General features: G+C 62.9%; 19 protein-coding genes and 2 pseudogenes. 13 read left to right on the top strand and 8 right to left on the bottom strand.

The genetic code is table 11. The annotated features are described in order from the left end of the window. Positions 1-228 precede the first annotated feature (228 nt). The 4 genes and pseudogenes from cysS (at position 229) to cimA (ending at position 3,940) form a co-directional block, all read left to right on the top strand. Entirely contained in the window at positions 229-1,689 is a 1,461-nt protein-coding gene (cysS, locus tag ACMDCM_RS08180) for a cysteine--tRNA ligase (RefSeq protein WP_412773095.1), read from the top strand. Next, positions 1,686-1,862 carry a hypothetical protein gene (locus ACMDCM_RS08175; protein WP_412773094.1) on the top strand — a complete coding sequence of 59 codons (177 nt, stop codon included), beginning with the start codon at positions 1,686-1,688 and terminating at the stop codon, positions 1,860-1,862. Before cysS ends, ACMDCM_RS08175 begins: the two co-directional genes overlap by 4 nt. A 4-nt stretch (positions 1,863-1,866) precedes the next feature. Then, complete coding sequence (locus tag ACMDCM_RS08170; RefSeq protein WP_412773093.1) at positions 1,867-2,367, top strand: GNAT family N-acetyltransferase; 501 nt, start codon at positions 1,867-1,869, stop codon at positions 2,365-2,367. Beyond that, a pseudogene (gene cimA, locus ACMDCM_RS08165) lies at positions 2,364-3,940 on the top strand (citramalate synthase). Before ACMDCM_RS08170 ends, cimA begins: the two are co-directional and overlap by 4 nt. A gap of 41 nt (positions 3,941-3,981) precedes the next feature. On the opposite strand, the gene ACMDCM_RS08160 reads toward cimA, so the two are convergent. Continuing rightward, complete coding sequence (locus ACMDCM_RS08160; RefSeq protein ID WP_412773092.1) at positions 3,982-4,587, bottom strand: LOG family protein; 606 nt, start codon at positions 4,585-4,587, stop codon at positions 3,982-3,984. Between the two features lie 213 nt (positions 4,588-4,800). Here ACMDCM_RS08160 and ACMDCM_RS08155 point away from each other — a divergent pair, with 213 nt between their 5' ends. The 4 genes from ACMDCM_RS08155 to ACMDCM_RS08140 all read left to right on the top strand — a co-directional run bounded on the left by ACMDCM_RS08155 (position 4,801) and on the right by ACMDCM_RS08140 (position 9,094). After that, entirely contained in the window at positions 4,801-6,759 is a 1,959-nt protein-coding gene (locus tag ACMDCM_RS08155) for an ABCB family ABC transporter ATP-binding protein/permease (protein WP_412773091.1), read from the top strand. 143 nt (positions 6,760-6,902) lie between these two features. After that, entirely contained in the window at positions 6,903-7,643 is a 741-nt protein-coding gene (locus ACMDCM_RS08150; protein WP_412773090.1) for a phosphatidylserine decarboxylase, read from the top strand. Positions 7,644-7,777: 134 nt separating this feature from the next. Continuing rightward, positions 7,778-8,647 (top strand): CDP-diacylglycerol--serine O-phosphatidyltransferase, encoded by an 870-nt coding sequence (gene pssA, locus ACMDCM_RS08145; RefSeq protein ID WP_412774698.1) that lies wholly within the window; start codon positions 7,778-7,780, stop codon positions 8,645-8,647. 300 nt (positions 8,648-8,947) lie between these two features. Further along, a complete protein-coding gene (locus ACMDCM_RS08140; RefSeq protein WP_412773089.1) occupies positions 8,948-9,094 on the top strand; it encodes a hypothetical protein in 147 nt (48 codons plus the stop codon). Positions 9,095-9,184: 90 nt separating this feature from the next. On the opposite strand, the gene ACMDCM_RS08135 is transcribed toward ACMDCM_RS08140, so the two are convergent. Continuing rightward, a complete protein-coding gene (locus ACMDCM_RS08135; RefSeq protein ID WP_412773088.1) occupies positions 9,185-10,444 on the bottom strand; it encodes an MFS transporter in 1,260 nt (419 codons plus the stop codon). A 569-nt stretch (positions 10,445-11,013) separates the two neighbouring features. On the opposite strand from ACMDCM_RS08135, the gene ACMDCM_RS08130 reads away from it, so the two are divergent. The 3 genes from ACMDCM_RS08130 (at position 11,014) to ACMDCM_RS08120 (ending at position 14,695) form a co-directional block, all read left to right on the top strand. Beyond that, positions 11,014-11,787, top strand: coding sequence for a motility protein A (locus tag ACMDCM_RS08130; protein WP_412773087.1), 774 nt, complete (start codon positions 11,014-11,016; stop codon positions 11,785-11,787). A 25-nt stretch (positions 11,788-11,812) separates the two neighbouring features. After that, the gene (locus tag ACMDCM_RS08125; RefSeq protein WP_412773086.1) at positions 11,813-12,643 is read left to right on the top strand and encodes a flagellar motor protein MotB; all 831 of its coding nucleotides are present in this window, start codon (positions 11,813-11,815) and stop codon (positions 12,641-12,643) included. A gap of 147 nt (positions 12,644-12,790) precedes the next feature. Further along, on the top strand, positions 12,791-14,695 hold the full coding sequence (locus tag ACMDCM_RS08120) for a potassium transporter Kup (RefSeq protein ID WP_412773085.1): 1,905 nt from the start codon (positions 12,791-12,793) through the stop codon (positions 14,693-14,695). Positions 14,696-14,756: 61 nt separating this feature from the next. Here the strand turns inward: ACMDCM_RS08120 and ACMDCM_RS08115 are convergent. Then, positions 14,757-14,918, bottom strand: a pseudogene (locus tag ACMDCM_RS08115) (transposase); the annotation flags it as partial. 428 nt (positions 14,919-15,346) lie between these two features. Here ACMDCM_RS08115 and ACMDCM_RS08110 point away from each other — a divergent pair. Together ACMDCM_RS08110 and ACMDCM_RS08105 are read left to right on the top strand one after the other, a co-directional pair. Then, positions 15,347-15,649, top strand: a complete 303-nt coding sequence (locus ACMDCM_RS08110; protein ID WP_412774697.1) for a rhodanese-like domain-containing protein — start codon at positions 15,347-15,349, stop codon at positions 15,647-15,649. 16 nt (positions 15,650-15,665) lie between these two features. Beyond that, complete coding sequence (locus ACMDCM_RS08105) at positions 15,666-16,790, top strand: polyamine ABC transporter substrate-binding protein (protein WP_412773084.1); 1,125 nt, start codon at positions 15,666-15,668, stop codon at positions 16,788-16,790. 311 nt (positions 16,791-17,101) lie between these two features. On the opposite strand, the gene ACMDCM_RS08100 is transcribed toward ACMDCM_RS08105, so the two are convergent. The 5 genes from ACMDCM_RS08100 to ACMDCM_RS08080 all read right to left on the bottom strand — a co-directional run bounded on the left by ACMDCM_RS08100 (position 17,102) and on the right by ACMDCM_RS08080 (position 21,497). Beyond that, the gene (locus tag ACMDCM_RS08100) at positions 17,102-18,034 is read right to left on the bottom strand and encodes a lipid A biosynthesis lauroyl acyltransferase (RefSeq protein ID WP_412773083.1); all 933 of its coding nucleotides are present in this window, start codon (positions 18,032-18,034) and stop codon (positions 17,102-17,104) included. 87 nt (positions 18,035-18,121) lie between these two features. Next, positions 18,122-19,402, bottom strand: a complete 1,281-nt coding sequence (locus ACMDCM_RS08095; protein WP_412773082.1) for a beta-ketoacyl-ACP synthase — start codon at positions 19,400-19,402, stop codon at positions 18,122-18,124. A gap of 131 nt (positions 19,403-19,533) precedes the next feature. Then, complete coding sequence (locus ACMDCM_RS08090) at positions 19,534-20,739, bottom strand: beta-ketoacyl-ACP synthase (protein WP_412773081.1); 1,206 nt, start codon at positions 20,737-20,739, stop codon at positions 19,534-19,536. After that, a complete protein-coding gene (locus ACMDCM_RS08085; protein WP_412773080.1) occupies positions 20,732-21,205 on the bottom strand; it encodes a 3-hydroxyacyl-ACP dehydratase FabZ family protein in 474 nt (157 codons plus the stop codon). Before ACMDCM_RS08085 ends, ACMDCM_RS08090 begins: the two co-directional genes overlap by 8 nt. Before the next feature lie 10 nt (positions 21,206-21,215). Next, a complete protein-coding gene (locus ACMDCM_RS08080; protein ID WP_011510017.1) occupies positions 21,216-21,497 on the bottom strand; it encodes an acyl carrier protein in 282 nt (93 codons plus the stop codon). Between the last annotated feature and the right edge of the window lie 17 nt (positions 21,498-21,514).

Below are 21,514 nucleotides of genomic sequence, written 5' to 3'. Positions count from 1 at the left end.
GCTCGCTTCCGCCAGCCATATGAACGGGGGCGATTTCGCGGCGAAATGAGGCGTTTATGGGGCGCGGCCTTGACGGGGCACCCCGGCCGTTCCAGGGTAGCGGGATGAACGGTTGTCTCGCCATTTGTGGCATTTGCCGCGAGATTATGCGCTAGCGATTCGCTGGCCGAGGCCGTCTTTAATCTCATGAGAGAGCACCGGACGCCCGGCTGTTTGGAGCGGGATTCCATGGAACTGCGCCTTTACGATACCCTGACCAAGGAGAAGCGTGTTTTCACGCCGATCGATCCGTCGAACGTGAGGATGTATGTCTGCGGTCCGACGGTCTACGACTTCGCGCATATCGGCAACGCGCGGCCGGTCATCGTGTTCGACGTCTTGTTCCGTCTGCTGCGGCATCTCTACGGCGCCGACCACGTCACCTATGTCCGCAACATCACCGACGTCGATGACAAGATCAACGACCGCGCGGCGCGGGACTTTCCCGGCCTGCCGTTGAACGAGGCGATCCGCAAGGTCACCGAAAAGACCGCGGATCAGTTTCAGGCTGATGTGGCCGCGCTGGGCTGCCTGCCGCCGACGCATCAGCCGCGCGCCACCGAATTCGTGCTGCCGCGCGCCGACGGCCGGACCGACATGGTGACGTTAATTAAACAGCTTATCGCGCGCGGCCACGCCTACGAGGCCGGCGGCGAGGTGCTGTTCGACGTGCAGTCGATGCCGGACTACGGCGCGCTGTCGGGCCGCAGGCTGGAGGAGCAGAAGGCCGGCGCGCGGGTCGCGGTGGACGCGCACAAGCGAAATCCGGCCGATTTCGTGCTGTGGAAACTGTCGTCGGAGAACGAGCCCGGCTGGGACAGTCCGTGGGGCAGGGGGCGGCCCGGCTGGCACATCGAGTGCTCGGCGATGAGCGCGGCCTATCTCGGCGGACCTGATGGCAAAGACGTCTTCGACATCCACGGCGGCGGCCTTGACCTGATCTTCCCGCATCATGAAAACGAGATCGCGCAGTCGCGCTGCGCCCACGGCACGCCCACGATGGCGAACACCTGGATGCACAACGGCTTCCTGCAGGTCGAAGGCGAGAAGATGTCGAAGAGTTTGGGCAACTTCGTGACGATCAATGAATTGCTAAATAATTGGCATGGCCACGGCTGGCCGGGTGAAGCGCTTCGGCTGAATATGCTTCGAACCCATTATAGGCAGCCGATCGATTGGACTCTTGAGAGTTTAAACGAAACTCACAAGATGCTTTGGAGTTGGTGCGAACATTTAGATGGAGTGAAGTCTATATCGGCGGTTCCTGATGTCGTGCTTGCCGCCTTATCTGACGATCTAAATACTCCACAAGTGGTGGCGGAGCTTCACGGACTTCATCGTACGAAAAGGAAGGCAGAACTTTCGGCAGCACTGCAATTTTTGGGCATTACTAGTGATCGACAGAGGTTGGGAAGGAAGGTCTCGGCGACTGTATCTATTGCGGGCACTTCTAAGGTTGCTTTTTTCGGCAAAGCAATCGACGACGAGCTGATTGAGGATTTCGTTGCGCGGCGCACCGAAGCTCGCGCGCGAAAAGACTTCAAGGAATCCGACCGCATCCGCGACGAACTCACCGCTATGGGCGTCGTGCTGAAGGACGGCAAGGACGCCGACGGCAAGCCGGTGACGACATGGGAGATCGCGCGATGAAATTCTACTCGTCATTGCCGGGCTCGACCCGGCAATCCATCAAAACGATGATCTTTCAGTCTTTATGGATAGATGCACGGGTCAAGCCCGTGCATGACGGTCAGGTGGCGGACATCATGCGCCCGCCGCCACCCATTCCCGCGAGGGGAGAAGAAAGTAAGGAGGTATTGTGACGCGATGGGACAGGCGCTTCCCAAACCCGCGCTGCGGCCGATGCTGCCCGCCGACGTTGCCGTGCTGGCGGCGATCTTCGTCGCCAGCATCGAGGAACTGACCGGCGATGATTACAGCGAGGCGCAGCAGGTCGCATGGGCGAGCGCCGCGGACGACGAGAACAAGTTCGGCGCGCGGCTTGTGAGCCAGTTGACGCTGGTGGCGACGCTGCAGGGCTCGCCGGTCGGTTTCGCATCGCTGAAGGGTGCGGATTGCATCGACATGCTCTATGTGCATCCGGGCGCGGCGAGGCAGGGCGTCGCGACCGCGTTGTGCGACGCGCTGGAGAAACTCGCCGGCGCGCGCGGCGCCACGGCGCTGACCGTCGAGGCCAGCGATACGGCGGAACGGTTTTTCGCAGGCCGCGGCTACGTCGCGATGCAACGCAATTCGGTGACGATCGGCGACGAGTGGCTGGCCAACACCACGATGAAGAAGACGCTGGCCGCGAGGGACGCGCCATGAGCCGCGAGCGTCTCTATCTGTTCGACACCACGCTGCGCGACGGCGCGCAGACCAACGGCGTCGACTTCACGTTGCAGGACAAGCAGATCATCGCGAAGATGCTCGACGACCTCGGCATCGATTATGTCGAGGGCGGCTATCCCGGCGCCAACCCGACCGATACCGAACTGTTCTCGCACAAGCCGGCGCTCGGCCACGCCAGGTTCACCGCGTTCGGCATGACGCGGCGGCCCGGCCGCTCGGCGTCCAACGATCCGGGTCTGGCCGCGCTGATCGAGGCCAAGGCGGATGCGATCTGCTTTGTGGCAAAATCCTCCGCCTATCAGGTCAGGGTCGCGCTGGAGACCACGAACGACGAAAACCTGGCGTCGATCCGTGACAGCGTGAAGGCCGCCGCGGCAGCCGGCCGCGAGGTCCTGGTGGACTGCGAGCATTTCTTCGACGGCTACAGGCAGGATCGGGCCTTCGCGCTCGCCTGCGCTCACGCGGCCTACGACTCCGGCGCGCGCTGGGTGGTGCTGTGCGACACCAATGGCGGCACCATGCCGAACGAGATCGAGACGATCGTGCGCGAGGTCGCGACGCACATTCCCGGCGACCATCTCGGCATCCATGCCCATAACGACACCGAGCAGGCGGTCGCCAATTCGCTCGCGGCGGTGCGCGCGGGCGCGCGCCAGATCCAGGGCACCCTGAACGGCCTCGGCGAACGCTGCGGCAACGCCAATCTCTGCTCGTTGATTCCGACGCTGAAGCTGAAGAAAGAATTCTCCGACGCCTTCGAGATCGGCGTGACGGACGACAAGCTCGCGACGCTGACGCAGGCGTCGCGCACGCTGGACATCATGCTGAACCGCGCGCCGAACCGCCACGCGCCTTATGTCGGCGAAAGCGCGTTCGTGACCAAGACCGGCATTCATGCGTCCGCGATCCTCAAGGACCCCACGACTTACGAGGCAATCGCCGCAAGGTGCTGGTGTCGGATCAGGCCGGCCGCTCCAACGTGCTCGCCGAACTGGAGCGGGCGCACATTGCGTTCGACAGGAACGATCCGAAGCTCGGACGGCTGATCGACGAGATGAAGACGCGCGAGGCGGCGGGCTACGCCTACGAATCCGCTAACGCGTCGTTCGATCTCTTGGCGCGGCGCACGCTCGGCCGCGTGCCGGAGTATTTCGATGTCGAGCAGTTCGACGTCAATGTCGAGCAGCGCTACAATTCCCATGGCGAGCGCGTCACGGTCGCCATGGCGGTGGTGAAAGTCAGGGTCGGCGGCCAGATGCTGATCTCCGCCGGTGAAGGCAACGGTCCGGTCAATGCGCTCGACGTCGCCTTGCGCAAGGACCTCGGCAAATACCAGAAGTACATCGACGGGCTGAAGCTGATCGACTATCGCGTGCGCATCCTCAACGGAGGCACCGGCGCGGTGACGCGCGTGCTGATCGAGAGCGAGGACGAGGAGGGCGAGCGCTGGACCACGATCGGCGTGTCGCCCAATATCATCGATGCGTCGTTCCAGGCCCTGATGGATTCGATTTTCCACAAGCTGGTGAAAGCCGACGCGCCGGCGTGAGGAACGGTCGCGTCGTGCAGACCGGCCGTCCTGCGTTGAGGCTACAGCCGGTCGGCGACGTCGGCCGGCATCTCCTTCGAGGCATCGCGCGCGAGGGTCGCGGCGGAGCGGAGTTTCGGCAGGATGTCCTCCACGCGGTCGGCTTGCAGAACGTTGACCGCGAGCGTCGGCCGGATGAAGGCGGTGGAGCGCATGTGAGCGAGCAGCGCCAGCAGCGGCTCCCAGAAGCCGTCGACATTCGCCAGCAGGATCGGCTTGGCATGCCGCCCGAGTTGCTGCCAGGTGAGTTGCTCGACCAGTTCCTCCAGCGTGCCGACCCCGCCGGGCAGGGCGATGAATGCGTCCGACCGCTCGAACATCAGCCTCTTGCGCTCGTGCATGTCGCGCGTGACGATCATCTCCTGCACGCGCGCCAGCGCATGTTCGCGCGAGGTCAGGAAATCCGGAATGATGCCGGTGACCGTGCCGCCGTTGTCGAGGACGGATGTCGCGATGGCGCCCATCAGGCCGACCGAGCCGCCGCCATAGACCAGCCCGACGTTATTCCGGGCGAACGCTTTACCAAGGGCGACGGCAGCTTTGACGAAGTTGGGATTTGTACCGGGGCCTGAGCCGCAATAGACGCAGACCGTTTTGATAATGCTCATGGGAATCGATGTGGCCCCGCACAATTACTGCGTCAAGGCTCGGCTATTGCCGGCGCCGGGTCAAGCCTCGGGGGCTGCCCTCCGCAACGAAAAGAATCGCCCGTCAAGGGTGTACGCGGCATCCAAACGCTCTATATGACAGTCGATATATGACACTGATCGGACGATATTTGCGGCGGCGGCCGCTGCCGCCGGTTGCCTCAGGCGCGATCCATGCGTAGCGCCGCCGCGCGTCCGGCGAGCCCGCCGGCAAAACCTTCCGACGATCCGAGCCGGAACGCGACGCTCGGCAGGGCGCTCCTGCATTTGTGGCCCTATATGTGGCCCGGCGAGCGCGCCGACCTGAAGATGCGCGTCGTCTGGGCGATGCTGCTGTTGCTCGCGGCTAAGGTCGCCACCCTGATCGTTCCGTTCACCTTCAAGTGGGCGATCGATGCGCTGAACGGCGCGGGCAGCGCGCCGGTGCAGCCCGACAACTGGGCGATGTGGCTGATCCTGTCGCCGCTCGCGATGACGCTGGCCTACGGCTCCGTGCGGGTGCTGATGGCGCTGCTCACCCAGTGGCGCGACGGCATCTTCGCCAAGGTCGCGATGCACGCGGTGCGCAGGCTCGCCTACCAGACCTTCGTCCACATGCACGAGCTGTCGCTGCGGTTTCACCTCGAGCGCAAGACCGGCGGCTTGACGCGCGTGCTCGAGCGCGGCCGCAACGGCATCGAGGAAATGGTGCGGCTCGTCATCCTCCAGCTCATTCCGACCGCGGTCGAAGTCGGGCTGCTCACCGGCGTGCTGCTCTGGCAGTTCGACTGGCGCTACGTGCTGGCGACGCTTGTGACCGTGGTGGTCTACATGGCCTTCACCTACCGGGCGACGCAGTGGCGCATCGAGATCCGCCGCCGGATGAACGAGTCCGATTCCGACGCCAATGCGAAGGCGATCGACTCGCTGCTGAACTACGAAACGGTGAAATATTTCGGCGCCGAGTTGCGGGAAGCGAAACGCTACGACCGCTCGATGGAGCGTTTTGAAGCGGCAAGCGTCTCTACTTATACCTCGCTGGCGGTTCTCAACGGGGGACAGGCGGTCATCTACACGGCCGGGCTGACGACGGTGATGATCATGTGCGCGATCGGCGTGCGCAACGGCACGCACACGGTCGGCGATTTCGTGATGGTCAACGCCATGATGATCCAGCTCTACCAGCCGCTCAACCTGATGGGCATGGTCTATCGCCAGATCAAGCAGGCGATCATCGATATCGAAAAGATGTTCGCCGTGCTGACCCGCAATCCGGAAGTGAAGGATCGCGCCGGCGCGCAGCCGCTGCGTGTCGGGCACGGCTCGGTGCGGTTCGAGAATGTGCGGTTTTCCTACGATCCGGATCGTCCGATCCTCAAGGGCGTGACGTTCGAGGTGCCCGCGGGAAAGACGGTGGCGATCGTCGGACCGTCGGGGGCAGGCAAATCGACATTGTCGCGGCTGCTGTTCCGTCTCTATGACGTGACCGAGGGCCGCATCCTGATCGACGGGCAGGACATCCGCGACGTCACGCAGGTGTCGCTGCGGGCGGCGATCGGGATGGTGCCGCAGGACACCGTGCTGTTCAACGACACCATCCGCTACAACATCCGTTACGGCCGCTGGAACGCCACCGATGAAGAGGTCGAGGCCGCCGCCCGCACCGCGCAGATCGACGGTTTCATCAGGATGTCGCCCAAAGGCTACGAGACGGAGGTGGGCGAGCGCGGATTGAAATTGTCCGGAGGGGAGAAACAGCGCGTGGCGATTGCGCGCACCATCCTGAAGGCCCCCCCGATCCTGGTGCTGGACGAGGCGACCTCGGCGCTCGACAGCCACACCGAGCATGAAATCCAGGAGGCGCTGGACCGGGTCTCGCGCAACCGGACCTCGCTGGTGATCGCGCATCGGTTGTCGACCATCGTGGCCGCGGACGAGATTATCGTGCTCGATCAAGGCCGAATCGCCGAGCGCGGCACGCATGGCGAGCTTTTGGCGGCGAACGGGCTTTACGCCGGCATGTGGAATAGACAGCGGGAGGCCGAGGCGGCGCGGGAGAAACTGGCGCTGATCGGCGATGACGACGATGCGCCGAATCGGGCTCCTCCGTCCGTGGACGATCCGCTGGTAGCGCCGGCGGCTGCGGCAGAGTAGAATACCTCCAAGATCGTTGTCCCGAATCAGGCTTCGGGTTTTCGCCGCGGCGCTGGCTTGCGGATCTGGGTTTTCTGTGCAAGACGCGCATTTCCGTAAAGCCCGCCTTCAGGTTCATCGTAGATCATCAGGTTCTCATATCCATGGATCGACAGACACTCTTATCCATCGCGAAATCCATTCGCTCCAGCGCGAAATCCATTCGCGCCCAGATTTCGCCTATTCATCCGAAGGGTTATCCCTTCGTCGGCGGCTTCGCGCTCGCCAGCCTTATCTTCTTTTGGATCTGGACTCCGCTGGGCTGGATCGGAACGCTCCTGACAATATGGTGCGCACTGTTTTTCCGCAATCCGGCCCGTGTGACGCCGATCCGCGAGGGTCTCGTCGTGTCGCCGGCGGACGGCCGCATCTCGATGATCGCGCCGGTGGTGCCGCCTGCCGAACTCGAACTCGGCGAACTGCCGATGGTGCGTATTTCGATCTTCATGAGCGTGTTCAATTGCCACGTCAATCGCAGTCCGGTCGCGGGAAAGATCGAACGGATCGTCTATCGTCCCGGCAAATTCATCAATGCCGATCTCGACAAGGCGAGCGAGGACAACGAGCGCAACGGGCTGGTCATATCGACGCCGAACAACGGCCTGATCGGGGTGGTTCAAATCGCCGGACTGGTCGCGCGCCGTATCGTCACGTTCGTGCATGACGGGCAGACGATCGAAACCGGCGAGCGCTTCGGGCTGATCCGGTTCGGCTCGCGGTGTGATGTCTACTTGCCGGAGGGAACGCCGCTGCTGGTATCCGAAGGACAAACCGCGATCGCCGGCGAAACCGTGCTCGCCGACTTCCAGCTTGGGGAGAGCGGACGGACCTTCCGCAGCAACTGACCGTCAGGACGGCTGGAGCATTTTTTCGCTTCTGATTGAATCAGAAGCGAAAGGCTCTAGCCGGGGGTGCGGCCTCGGCGGGGCTCTGCTATATAGGAGGCGTGCCAACGCCATACGACCAGAAATCATCCGAGATGCGCCGCCGCCGGTTTCGCCCGATCCCGGTGCGGATGCTGGTGCCGAATTTCATCACGCTGCTTGCGATTTGCGCGGGCCTGACGGCGATCCGGCTTTCGACCGAAGGACGGATGGAGCTGGCGGTGGGTGCCATCGTGTTCGCGGCCGTGCTCGACGGGCTCGACGGCCGGGTCGCCCGGATGATCAAGGGGCAGTCGAAGTTCGGCGCCGAACTCGACAGCCTCGCCGACTTCGTCAATTTCGGTGTTGCGCCCGGCCTGATCCTCTACTTCTGGCAGTTGCGCGACCTCGACAATGTGGGCTGGATCGCGGCGATGATATTCGCGATCAGCGGCGGCCTGCGGCTCGCGCGCTTCAACGCAACGATGAACGACCCCAACAAGCCGGCCTTTGCCGCGAATTTCTTTACCGGCGTGCCCGCGCCGGCGGGGGCGATCGCGGTGCTGCTGCCGGTCTATCTGGCGTTCCTGGGCGTCCCGCAGCCGCCCGCGGTCCTGACGGCGTTTTACACGCTGCTGATCGCGATCCTCATGGTTTCGCGGCTGCCGGTTTTCTCCGGCAAGATGATCGGAATGCGCGTGCCGCCGGAGCTGGTGCTGCCGGTCTTCGTGGCGGTGGTATTCGTCATCGCGCTGTTGATCAGTTATCCGTGGGTCGTTCTTTCCTTCGGTTCGATCATTTTTCTGCTGAGCCTTCCGATCGGCTGGAAATCCTATCGCGACCAGGAGGTCAAGGCTGCGGTGCAGGAGACTTTTCCTGATGTGACGTCGCCGGCCGACGCGGCAATACCCGCTGCGTTGTCCAAGCCGCCGATCGTGCCGACCCGGCCTCGAAAGCAGGACAACCGGCCTTCTCGCCCGCATTGATAGCGTTTTGGGGCGAAGCGGCTACCGGTTCGCGTGGAGAAAACGCGTCAAATCAAAAATTTAAAGCCCGCTTCCGACTTCATCAGAAGCGAAAAGGCCCTGGCAGGCAAGCGCGCGGGCCCGCGGAGCAGCCTGCAAGTTCCCGCCGCGACGATCGGCCAGACGCCTGCGTCGACAAAACAATGCAGCTCGCGAGGCGATCTTTTCGCATTGCGCGCAATAACCTCGATCAGTGGGGCGGCGGCGTAGGAACGGAGGAGGCGGCTGCGCGTTCTATGGCCTCATCCTCCGGAGGCGCCCATGGGCGATACACATATGGCTGATACGCATATGGCCGACACACATGTGGCCGACACGCAAGCCAATGAAGGCCACCGCCGGGCGATCGCCTCGATGGCGGAGCGCTTCCTCGCCTATGTCAAACGGCTTTGCCCGTATGTGACCTGAAATGTGACCTGAAGGTCTCGATCCGCCGACAGACCGCGCCGGCGGCGCGGTCTTCGAATGGTTCAGGCTTTCCGTCGGCGGCCGGCCGTTTCAATGCGCCGGAACCGTTTCCGCGAGAGCTGCGGACACCGGTTTGACGTTCCTGAAGCCGACTCGCGAAAACGAGATGTAGAAAGCTCCGATATTCATCAACGCCCAGACGACGAAGCCCAAGGTGTATCCGCCGAACAGGAAGTTGCTGGCGGCGAGGATGGCGGTCATCGTGAAGCCGCAGGCCGCGCCCGCGGCCTTCGCCAGTCCGCTGACCGCGCCGACGTGCACGAAGTAGATCGGGATCAGCTTGATGACCGCGGCCGCAGCCGCGCCCGATACCAGGGCGAGGCCGAATATCGTAAACAACTGAACCGCCAGCGAAATCTGCATGGCCATCAATACGGCGAGGATCGACATCGCGCCGAACATCCAGGTCAGCAGCGTGAAAACGTCACGACGGTCAGCCAGCCAGCCACCCAGCGGCCGTGTGGCCGCCACGCAGACCACCAGTATCGGCGTATAGACCGCCACCGCTGTCGTCGCATCGACATGCCAGTGATCGACGAGATAGGTGGGCATGGTCGAGGCGAAGAACACCAGCGTGCCGAACGCCACCCAGTACAGGGCGGGAACGAGCCAAACCACGACGCCCGAGCGGTAGACGGCGAAGATTTCCTTGACCGATGTGTTCTTCAGCGTCCGGTTCGGCGGATCCGACGTGAAGAACATGTAGACCGCGGCCATCAGCAGCGTCGGAATGGCGAAGATCGGGAAGATCATCCGCCAGCCGTCCGGATCGCTGGTATCCAGCACGTCGGTGATCAGAAACGACACGGCCATCATGCCGATCGTGATCCCGACATTACCCAGAGCGAAAAGGCCGAGCGCGGTCCCCTGTTTCGATTTCGGGTACCAGGACGAGACGTGGGCGTTGCCGACCACGAAGCTCGCGCCTCCGAGGCCCAGCATCGTTCCCAGAAGCAGAAAGCCGATATAGCTCTCGGCGAACGTCCCCAAAATCAGGACCACCGAGAGGCAGACAAGCAGGATCGTGAAAACCGTCCGGCCGCCGAACTTGTCGGTCCAGATCCCGAGCGGGATACTGATGCCGGCCGCGAACAACGGTTCCATCGCAGCCAGTATCAGCACCTGGGTGCTGGTGAAGCTGTACCATTTGATCAGAAACGGGGCGAGGGCGGAAAACATTCCCCAGATCGCGAAACCGAGCGCGAACGCTGCGGTCGAAATGCACAAAACCTTCGGGTTGCCCGACGGCTCCGCCGCCGTCACGTTAGCCCCTAAAGCTGAATTTTTCACGGTGGCTCCTGACCAAAGAAATCGCCCTTGCACCAAGAATTCCGAACTATGCTCCGGTCTATATGTCGTGGAGCTGCCACCGGAGTCGTTCGTCAAGTAGTTTACATAGTATCTCCCGGCGGTCTTTACGTCTATCAGTTTTAGAAAGACGACCATTTACTCCTTCGGAAGTGGGACACCATGCGGGCGTTCGCAATCCGATCGGAGGCGGAGATGTTTGCGAGGATGCCGGCGAGATCATCCGACGGCCGCGCGGATAGCTGCTGATGACACCATTCGACGCCGCTTGCCGGCCGGCGTTCTCGCCCGCCTTCGTCCGGGTCGCCCACGTCTTTGATCCCGTTCGGATTTCAAGACGTCGAAGCCGGGCATGAACGGGGGCCTGCTCGGCCGCGCCTGGCTCGGGGGGGAGGCAGTCCGGACCTTGAGTGCCCGCACCGACGCGGCTGCCCTGGTGCCTGGCTTTACGCGTCTTTAATCGCGTCAAAGTTAGGGTGGGGACGCGTGGCTCAGAGCGGGCCGCGTCGCCGTCCAGGATGGTCGGTGGTTCGCCTGCGTTGGAGTTTCCCATGGATATCATGACGGGTGCCGGACTTGCTTTCGGCACGCTCGTAGTCGCCGTGATGGTCTTTATGGGCGGCGATCTCCATATGTTCGTCAGCGAACATGCCGTGATCATCATTTTTGGCGGTGCGACCGCCGCCACGATGATCCGCTTCCCGCTTGGCGCGATTCTGCACGGCCTGCCGCTCGGCGCCAGGTTCGCCTTCACCATGAGCCGGCTGTCGGCGCGCGACCTCGTCGACGAACTGGCGCGGATCGCCGAGATCGCCCGCAAGCAGGGGCCGGTGGGTCTTGAGAAGGTCGAGACCAACGAGCCGTTTCTCGCCAAGGGAATTCGTTTCGTGGCGGACGGCTACGATCTCGAATTCATCCGCGACAATCTCGAGCGCGATCGCGACAATTTTCTCATGCATCTCGACGAGGGAAGCAAGATCTACCGAGCCATCGGCGATTGTGCTCCCGCGTTCGGCATGATCGGCACCCTGATCGGCATGGTGCAGATGTTCGCCAACATGACCGATCCGTCCAAGCTCGGCCCGTTCATGGCGACGGCGCTGCTGGCGACGCTCTACGGCGCGCTCGTCGCCAACCTGTTCTGCCTTCCGATCGCGGACAAGCTGCACGGCAAGCTGCTGGACGAGGAAACCAATCGCACCTTGATCATCGACGGCATCCTGATGATCCGGGATTCCAAGAGCCCGGCGCTGGTGCGCGAAATGCTGCTCGCCTATCTGCCGGAAAAGCATCGCCAGGAGGAAGGCGAGCCGGTTCCGGCCTGATCCGGCGGCAATTGGGAAACCGGCGATGGCCAAGAAAAAACGCGGCGATGCGCACGGCGGAGGGCACGGCTGGTTCGTCACGTTCGCCGATCTGATGGGCCTGATGATGAGCTTCTTCGTGATGCTCGTCGCCTTTTCCACGATGGACAATCAAAAACTCAAGATCGTCGCCGGCTCGATGCGCGACGCCTTCGGCTCTCAGACCGAGGTGCGATATTCCGGAATCGTCGAATCGGACGGCCTGCCGACGCGACCGAAATTGAAGAACGCCGCGCACGTCCCGCCGGAGGAAACCTCCACCACTCCGACCCCCGACGAGCAGGAGCATTCCAAGACCGAGGGCGCGCGCCTCAAGACCGATCGCGAGTTCGCGCTCGCTTCGGCGTCGCTGCGGCAGGCGTTGCAGGACATGCCGGAGCTGACCGAACTCTCCAAGCACATCATGTTCGAGGAGACCAAGGAAGGTCTCAACCTGGAGATTGTCGACCAGGACGGCCGATCGATGTTCGCGGACGGGTCCAAGGAGCCTTACGAGCGGACGCGCATGCTGATCAGAAAGCTCGCGGCTCCGCTCAAGGCGACGCCTTTGCGGATTTCGATCACCGGCCATACCGCCTCGAACTTCATGCCGGCGCGCAGCGATTACGACGGCTTCGACCTGTCGGCGGACCGCGCCAATGCCGTCCGCCAGATTCTCGAACGGGAAGGGTTGCCGCCGAGCCATATCTTCGCGGTGTCCGGCAAGTCGGACAACACGCCTCTGTTTCCGGACGATCCCTCGCTCGCCGCGAACCGGCGGGTGACCATCACCCTGATGCGCGAGGCGCCTCCGTTGCCTCCGAACTTGAAACCCTGATTATCCACAATACTATTTTACCGGCATTTGGCAGCCTGCCAGACGGGATCGATGCAGGTTTGTCAAGGATATTCGATGGATTGACCTGCCTGTGGTTGTAGGCGATAGCCCCGGATCAAAATCACAAGCAGAGCGTTGCAAGACGGCATGGCCGTGAGCGATCCCCCCGCTGAAGCCGCAGGCGAAGCTTCGGCAACGAGAAGCGGCTTCTGGGCGCTGACGCTCGGAAGCATCGGCGTGGTCTTCGGCGACATCGGGACGTCGCCGCTTTATGCATTCCGCGAGGCGGTCAATCATGCGGCGCAACGGGGGACGGTGACGCCGGCGATCGTGCTCGGCGTGCTGTCATTGATCCTGTGGTCCCTGTTCATCGTGGTCACCGCCAAATACGTTCTTCTGTTGCTGCGCGCCGACAACAACGGGGAGGGCGGGACGCTCTCGCTGATGGCGCTCGGGCAGCGGGCGCTGGGGCGCAGAAGCGTGCTGCTGCTGGCGCTCGGCGTGATCGGCGCCTCGATGTTCATCGGCGATTCCATGATCACGCCGGCGATCTCGGTGTTGTCCGCGGTCGAAGGATTGAAACTCGTTGCGCCCGCGCTCGACGATTACGTCGTCCCGCTGACCTTGCTGATCCTGATCGTGCTGTTCGCGGTGCAGAGCCGCGGCACCGCGCGCGTCGCCTCGGCGTTCGCGCCGGTGATGGCGCTCTGGTTCGTGACCATTGCAGTCCTCGGCGTCCTGCACATCCATGAAGACCCGCACGTGCTGCTGGCGGTCAATCCGTGGTACGCGGCTCACTTCCTGCTCAATCATGGCCTGATCGGTCTCGTCATCATGGGGCTGGTCTTTCTGTCGGTCACGGGCGGCGAGGCGTTGTATGCCGATCTCGGCCACTTCGGTCGCCAGCCGATTCAGGCCGCCTGGTTCTGCCTGGTGCTGCCGGCGCTGCTGCTGAACTATTTCGGGCAGGGCGCGCTGATCCTCGCCCATCCCGACGCCATCGAGAATACCTTCTTTCGTCTGGCGCCGGCGCCGATGATTCTGCCGCTGGTCGTTCTGGCGACCGCGGCCACGGTGATCGCGAGTCAGGCCGTCATCACCGGCGCCTTTTCGCTCATTCGCCAGGCCGTGCAACTCGGCCTGTTGCCGCGTTTCGAGGTGCGCTACACCTCCGAGACCCATGCCGGCCAGATCTATCTGCCGCGCGTCAATCTGCTGCTGCTGGTCGGCGTGCTGCTGCTGGTGCTGTTGTTCCGCACCTCCAGCGGGCTCGCCTCGGCCTACGGGATCGCGGTGTCCACGACGATGGTCGCCGACGGCATCATGGGCTTTGTCGTCGTCTGGAAGCTGTGGAATTGGCCGGCGGCCGCCGCCGCCGCTCTGGTCGTTCCGCTTGTCGTCGTCGACGTGATATTCTTCAGCGCCAACCTTCTCAAGCTGTTCGAAGGCGCCTGGGTGCCGCTTCTGTTCGGCTTCACGATGGTGGTGCTGATATGGACGTGGCGTCGCGGCGCGGCCATCCTCGTCAAGAAGACGAGGCGCACGGAGGTGCCGCTTCTCGACCTCATCAAAAGCCTTGAAAAGCGGCCGCCGCATATCGTCAAGGGCACGGCGGTTTTTCTCACCAGCGATCCCAATTTCGTGCCGACCGCGTTGCTGCACAATCTCAAGCACAACAAGGTTCTCCACGAACACAACGTCATTCTGACCATCGAAACCACGCAGACGCCGCGCGTCGATCTCGGCGATCGGGTTCGCATGGAAACGGTCAGCGAGAAATTCTCGACCGTCAGTCTGCGCTTCGGTTTCATGGAATCGCCGAACGTTCCGAAGGCGCTGGCGATCGCGCGCAAGCTCGGCTGGCAGTTCGACATCATGGCGACGTCGTTTTTCGTCTCGCGGCGGTCGCTGAAGCCGTCCGCCCAGTCGGGAATGCCGCTATGGCAGGATCGGCTGTTCATCGCGCTGAGCCGCTCGGCCAACGATGCGACGGACTATTTCCAGATTCCGACCGGGCGGGTGGTCGAGGTGGGAACGCAGGTCATCATTTAGATGCAGCTTCGAGCCTTTCTTTCGTTTGGCTCCGTCGTAAGCCGCGCGAGCATCCAGCGCAGGGCGCGCCGGTCTTCACGATATAGCGCGGACCGTTGAAACCACGCGTAAAGCGTGGACGCGTTGTCCGCTCTCCTTAAGGCAGAAGCGTCAGATACGGCGCAACAAGCGCCCATTCGTCGTCGGGCATATCGGAAGGATAGGGTTTGCGAAACGTCGTCATCCCGCAAGCGAAGACATTGATGACGTCTGAGTTCATGGTTTTGTTTTCGCGGTAATCCCCTCACGCCTCCACAACAATCCTGACCGCTTTCTTCAATCCCGCCGCCCGTCGAGCCTCTTTCAGAGCGTCCGGATAGGTCCGCTGTCGGTTCCACGCGACCGGCACACGATTTTATAGGGGCGCCGCCGCGAGCCCGCCCGAAACCGGGACATCACTGATGGGGTTGACAAGAAAGTGACGTCGCGACCGTATCGAATCTCCTGCTAAACATTCTCAGGATTTAGAATTGCGACGATGCTTGATTTTATCGGCGCAAGGGGCGACCTTCCGCGTCTGGAAACAGCAGGCGAAATCGGGCGTGCGAGCGCCCGAATGCAAATCGCGAGGAGGATGCGTTGGCGGATCAGAATTTTGTCGTTCACGACCTGATGCCCGAAGATGTCTCGAAAGGCGTTGCCGACGGACGGTATCTGCTGGTTGACGTCCGCGAGCCGAACGAGGTCGCGGCGGAGGCCTTTCCGGACGCGGTCGTCGTCGCCCTGTCGACCTTCGATCCAAAGGCAATTCCCGATCCGGAAGGCAAGCAGGTGGTGTTTGCCTGCCGTTCGGGCAAGCGCTCGGTGACGGCCTCGATGGCGGCGCAGGCCGGCGGGCTTGCCTACGACAAGCATCTCGCCGGTGGAATTCTTGCGTGGAAAGCGGTGGGGCTGCCGACCCGAACCGGCGGCTGACGGCTTGATGGTCTCGATGAACAGGGCCTTCGCCGGCCTTCCGGTTGCGATCGGGATTGCCGCCGCGTTCGCGCTCGGTTTCGGCGTGGCACCAACGCCGCGCGCGCATGGGGCGGAGCGGGTCGTCAACTTCTACAACTGGTCGAGCTACATCGCGCCGGGCGTGCTCGATGACTTCACCAGGGAGACCGGCATCAAGGTGGTCTACGACACGTTTGACGCCAACGAGACGCTGGAGACGAGGCTCCTCGCCGGCAAGTCGGGCTACGACGTGGTGGTGCCCACGGCCTATTTCCTGCAGCGACAGATCGGCGCCCGTATTTTCCAGAAGCTCGACAAATCGAAGCTGCCGAATCTCGCCAATGCCTGGCCGGCGGTGACGGAGAAGCTCGCGGTCTACGACCCCGGCAACCAGTACGCAGCGAATTACATGTGGGGCACGACCGGCATCGGCTACAACGTCAAGGCCGTGCAGCGCATTCTTGGACCCGACGGCAAGATCGATAGCTGGGACATCGTCTTCGATCCGGACAAGATTGCCAGGTTCAGGGACTGCGGCGTCCAGATGCTCGATTCCGCCGACGATATTTTGCCGGCGGCGTTGAACTATCTGGGTCTCGATCCGAATTCGACAAGGAAGGACGATCTCGAAAAGGCGGCGGCTCTCGTCAGCAAGATCAGGCCTTCAGTTCGGAAATTCCATTCCTCGGAATATCTGAACGGCCTCGCCACCGGCGAGCTTTGCCTCGTCGTCGGCTGGTCCGGCGATATCAAGCAGGCGCAGAACCGCGCGGCGGAGACCCATAACGGCGTCGAGATCGGTTATGCGATTCCGAAGGAAGGCGCGCAGATGTTCTTCGACAATCTCGCCATCCCTGCGGATGCGAAGAATGTCACGGAGGCGTATGAGCTGATCAATTACCTTTATCGGCCCGACGTGGCGGCGAAGAATTCCGACTTTCTGTCCTACGCCAACGGCAATCTGGCCAGCCAGAAGCTGATCGATCCGAAAGTCATCAACGACAAAACGATCTATCCGGACGCGGCCACGATGAAGCGGCTGTTCGTCATCACCGCGCGCGATCCCGCCACCCAGCGCACGATCAACCGGCTGTGGACCCGCGTGAAGACCGGGCGGTGAGCGCGCCGCCGCGACGACGGGGTTGCCGCGATTCTGATCCGTCATCGCCGGGCCTCGTCCTGGCCATCCACGTCTTTTTCGTAGAGCCGATACCAGAGTATGCGGTTTTTTGACGGAATTAGCTTTCGTCATATCCGGACTTGATCCGGGCATCCATCTTCTTTCAATGAAAGATGGATTGCCGGGTCAAGCCCGGCAATGACGAGATAAAAGCGCTTCCGTTAAAACGCAGCAAACCTCAAGACGCGGATGCCCGCGACACGTGCGGGCATGACGATGCGCGGCGCGATTCAACCAGATCGGTTCGTGCTCTACCGCCAGCGGCGGTGCAGCCACAGCCATTGATCCGGATATTCGCGGACCCAGCCTTCGATGACTGAGGTGATAACCTGCATCGTGCCCTGCACGTCGATCTCGCCGTTTGCATCGCGCACCGGAGCGATCTCCTCGGACAGCTCGGCGCGGAAGCGGTGGCCGGGCAGGCGGATGATCCGCACGCCGTGGATCGGGCATTCGATCTGCCGCAGCAGGCGCGCCAGCATCGGATTGGCCTTGGTCTTGCGCCCGAAGAAGGTGACGTCCACGCCGTTGGTCAAATACTGATCGACCAGCATGGCGACATGCTGGCCGCTTTGCAGCGCGTGCGCCAGTTTGAACGGCGCATCGCTGCCGGCCGGGATCAGCGTTCCCATGTTGACGGAGCGCAATTGCTCGATCGCGCGGTCGGCCGAAGCGATATTCGGCCGGCGATACAGCACCGCCGCATCGAGCCCGTGCGCGACGGCGGCTACCGCGGGAAGCTCCCAGTTGCCGAGATGGCTTGCGAAGATCAGCGCGGGCTTGCCGTCGTCGCGCAGCCGCTCAAATAGCTTCTGGCTCTTCGGCTCGATTTCGACGCGGCCGTTTCCAAGATCGTCAGGATCAAGATCCCAGATGTGATCGAGATGGGCGAACTCGGCGCCGATGCGGCCGAGATTGTCCCACACCCCTGCGAGAATCTTTTCGATTTCGTCCGGCGACTTTTCGGGGAACGCAGCGGTCAGGTTGGCGCGCCCGATCTTCTGCTCGCGCAGCATCGGTCCGATCTTCTGCGTGATGCGGCCGAACAGGTTCGCTGTCTTGATCGGATCGAAATGTCGCGTCGCGCGCAACAGCGCGATTGTCAGCGCGCCGATCGTGGCTGCGCCCACGGGCTTGATCGCGTCGCGCAGTCGCGCGCGGGTTCGAAGCAGGAGGCGGCGCATCAGGAAACGATCGCGATGATGCTCGGCGGGCGCTCGGAACGCGCCAGCATGTCAGCACACCGGGCAAGGATCCGCCGCACCGCGCCGTCAGACCGGTTCGCGCGTCAGGATCAGCGACGCGTTCTGGCCGCCGAAACCGAACGAGTTCGACATCACCGTGGTCACGCGTGCATCGCGAGCCTGATTGGGAACGACGTCGAACGGGATCGCCGGATCCGGCACGTCATAGTTGATGGTCGGCGGAATGCGCTGGTGCTCGAGCGTCAGAAGCGAGAACACCGCTTCGACGGCCCCCGCCGCCGAGAGCGTGTGGCCGACCATGGATTTGTTCGAGGAGACCGGAATCTGCCTGGCGCGCTCGCCGAACACGGTCGAGATGCCGAGATATTCCATCTTGTCGTTTTCCGGCGTTCCGGTGCCGTGCGCGTTGATGTAGTCGATCTGTTCGGTCGTCACGCCCGCGTCCGCCAGCGCGTTGCGGACGCATCCGACGATCGGTTTGCCGTCGGGGCTCGAACGCGTGCGGTGGAAGGAGTCCGCCAGTTCGCCGCATCCCGCCACGATGCCCAGGATCCTTGCGCCGCGCGCGGTCGCGGCCTCGTAGCTTTCGAGGACCAGCGCGCCCGCGCCCTCGGCCATCACGAATCCGTCGCGGTTTTTGGAGAATGGCCGTACCGCGGCGTGCGGGGGGTCGTTGTGGGTCGACAGCGCGGACAGCAGCGAAAACCGGATCAGCGCTTCGGGATTGACCGAACCGTCGGTTGCCACGCACAGCGCGGCGTCGGCTTCGCCGCGGCGGATCGCTTCGACGCCAAGTTGAATTGCGGTTGCTCCGGAGGCGCAGGCCGTCGAGAGCGAAATGGGCGAGCCCTTGGTGCCGAAGGTTTCGGCAAGATGATCGGCGACGGAGCCGAACAGGAAACGGCGATGATATTGCTTGAACCCGCCGCCGCCGCTGACCCGCAGCATCTGATCGTAGTCGATGTCGATGTTCGCGCCGATAGCGCGGCCGAGTTCCTGACGCTGCGGCCATTCCAGTTCGACCGGGGCGACCGCGAGAAACAGCGGGCCCGGAAAATCGCCGGCGCGGCCGATGCCCGCCTGCGCAACCGCTTCCTCGGTCGCGATGTCCGCGAGTCGTTCCGAGAGGTCGGTCGATGAGAACGGCTCGACCGGAACGAAATCGATCATGCCGGCCATCGTGGTTCTGAGGCCCTCGGTCGGGAAGCGGGTGATGGTCCTGATGCCGGATTCACCGGCGCAAAGCCTGCTCCAGTTGTCGGCCTTGCCGGAGCCGAGAGACGTCACGACGCCCATGCCGGTGACGACGACGACAGGCCTGCCGGATTTGTCGCGCATGGCGGTCATGGTTTCCCCCGTCGAATCCTTAGAGCGTTTTCCGGCGAAGTGGATACCGGTTCGCGTGAAGAAAACGCGTCAAAACAAGAATCTAGAACCCCGTTCCGGTTTCATCGGAACGGACATGGTTCTAGTGCGACTCAGCCGATCGCTTCAACCAGCGCCATGCCTTCGCCGCGCCAGTGCCCGGCTCCGATCACGACAATCTGGGCCGGAGGGCTGGCCATATCGATCTCCTGATCCGATGAATCGTCCGGCGGGAACAACGCCCCGCGCGACAGCGACAGCGCGGCGATAGCCAGACCCAGCGGAAACTGCGCTTCCAGCGTATGGCCGAACATCGTTCCGGTCGAGCGCACCGGGATGTCCGGATGGGCGCGGAGGAAGGCGCGTTCTTCTGATGTGACCGGCTCGGCGCCGGTGGCGCCGGTGATGATCGCGGCCCGCTCCGCGGGGCTGCCGAGCTTGGACCACAGCGATTCCAGCGTCGAGGTGATATCGCCGGAGCGTTTGCGCCGGGCATGGTCGGCGACGACATGGGTCAGGCGCGCAAACGGCTTGGCGCCGCGCGCTTCCGCGTGAGGGCGGGACTCGATCACCAGAAAAGCGCCGCCCGATCCGAGCGCGAAACCGCCGTGCGGCTCACGCGCCCAGACCGGCGCGAATTTTTCTTTCAGGTTGAAGTCGCCGAATTCGTAGAGGAGGAGCAGATCCTTGCGCTCGCCATTATGGGCTGCGCCGACAAGCGCGATGTCGCTCTGGCCGGCGGCGATACGAGCCAGCGCGATGCGCACCGCATCGACGCCTGCGGCTTCTTCGCCCATGAAGGTGCGCGACGAGCCGGTCACGCCGTGGACGATGGCGATGTTGCCTGCGAGAAGATTGGACAACTGCGCGAGAAAGAGCGTCGGCCGCAGGTCGTTCATCAGCCGTTCGTTGAGAAAGCCGGGCGCGGCGTTGCCCTTTGCCTCTGCGTTCAGAATTCCGGCGTCGACGACGAGGTCGCGTTCGCCGCCGCCTGCGGCGACGATCATGTCCATCCGCGCCAGGATGTCCGTGTTGCCTTTGACGCCGGCGGAATCGAGCGCCAGCCCCGCGGCGTAGGTTCCGATACGCTGCCAGGCTTCCATCTGGCGCTGATCGCCCTTGCGGGGGATTTGCGCGTCGAAATTGACGGGAGCCAGCGGATGAACCACGTAGGGCGCGAAGCCCTCGTCGTCGACATTGATCCGCCGTCCGTCCAGCGCGTCCCAGTGCGCATCGATGCCTTCGCCCAGCGACGTGGCCAGCCCGATGCCGGTGATCCAGGCTTCGATCGGCTTTGAAGGCGACGGGTTCTCAGCCATGAGCGATCACGTGTTGGGACAACCCGATACGCGTGGCCATGGCCTCCATGTGTCCGCGCAAATCCGCGTTCGGGAAGGCGGCGAGGCCGAACGTGATCGTTGCGTTGCACCGCGGTTTGCCGCCGACGCTGACTTCGGCCTGGGTCATGGCGTAGCCGGAGCCTTCGTGAACGATGCTCGCCTTGATGCTCAGAAGTTCGCCGGGAGTCACAAACGTTCGCATCTTGGCTTCCTTGACCGCGGCGAGAAATGGCATGCGCTCGAACTTCATCAGGGCGATCAGCAACCAGCCCGACGCCTGCGCCATCGATTCGATCAACAGAACGCCCGGCATCAGCGGGTATCCGGGGAAGTGACCCTCGAAGATCGTGCTTTGCCGGGGCACCTGGGCCTCAACCGCGATCGTTTTCGTGCCTATATCGAGGTCGGCGATGCGGTCAATCAGGTGAAAGTATGCGAGATCCATGGCCGCGCGATTAGGCGCCCTTGGCGGCGACCAGCTCGTCGATGCGCGCGCTGAGATTTTTCAGGACGAAGTATTGCTCGGTCGTCGCCTTGCCGTCATTGACCTCCTGGGTCCACTTCTCCAGCGGAAGCTTGATCCCGAATGCCTTGTCGATCGCAAATGCGATGTCGAGAAAATCCAGGCTGTCGATCCCCAAATCATCAATGGCGTGGCTCTCGGGCGTGATCGTATCGCGCGGGATGTCGCAGGTTTCCGCGATAATGGTGGCGACCCGATCGAATGTGGAGGACATCTTTAAGCCTTTGATAC

It is taken from the genome of Nitrobacter sp. (genome assembly GCF_047149785.1).
In the GTDB taxonomy this organism is placed as follows: domain Bacteria; phylum Pseudomonadota; class Alphaproteobacteria; order Rhizobiales; family Xanthobacteraceae; genus Nitrobacter.
The sequence above is the reverse complement of the archived record's forward strand: the minus strand, read 5'-3'. Positions and strand labels throughout refer to the sequence as shown.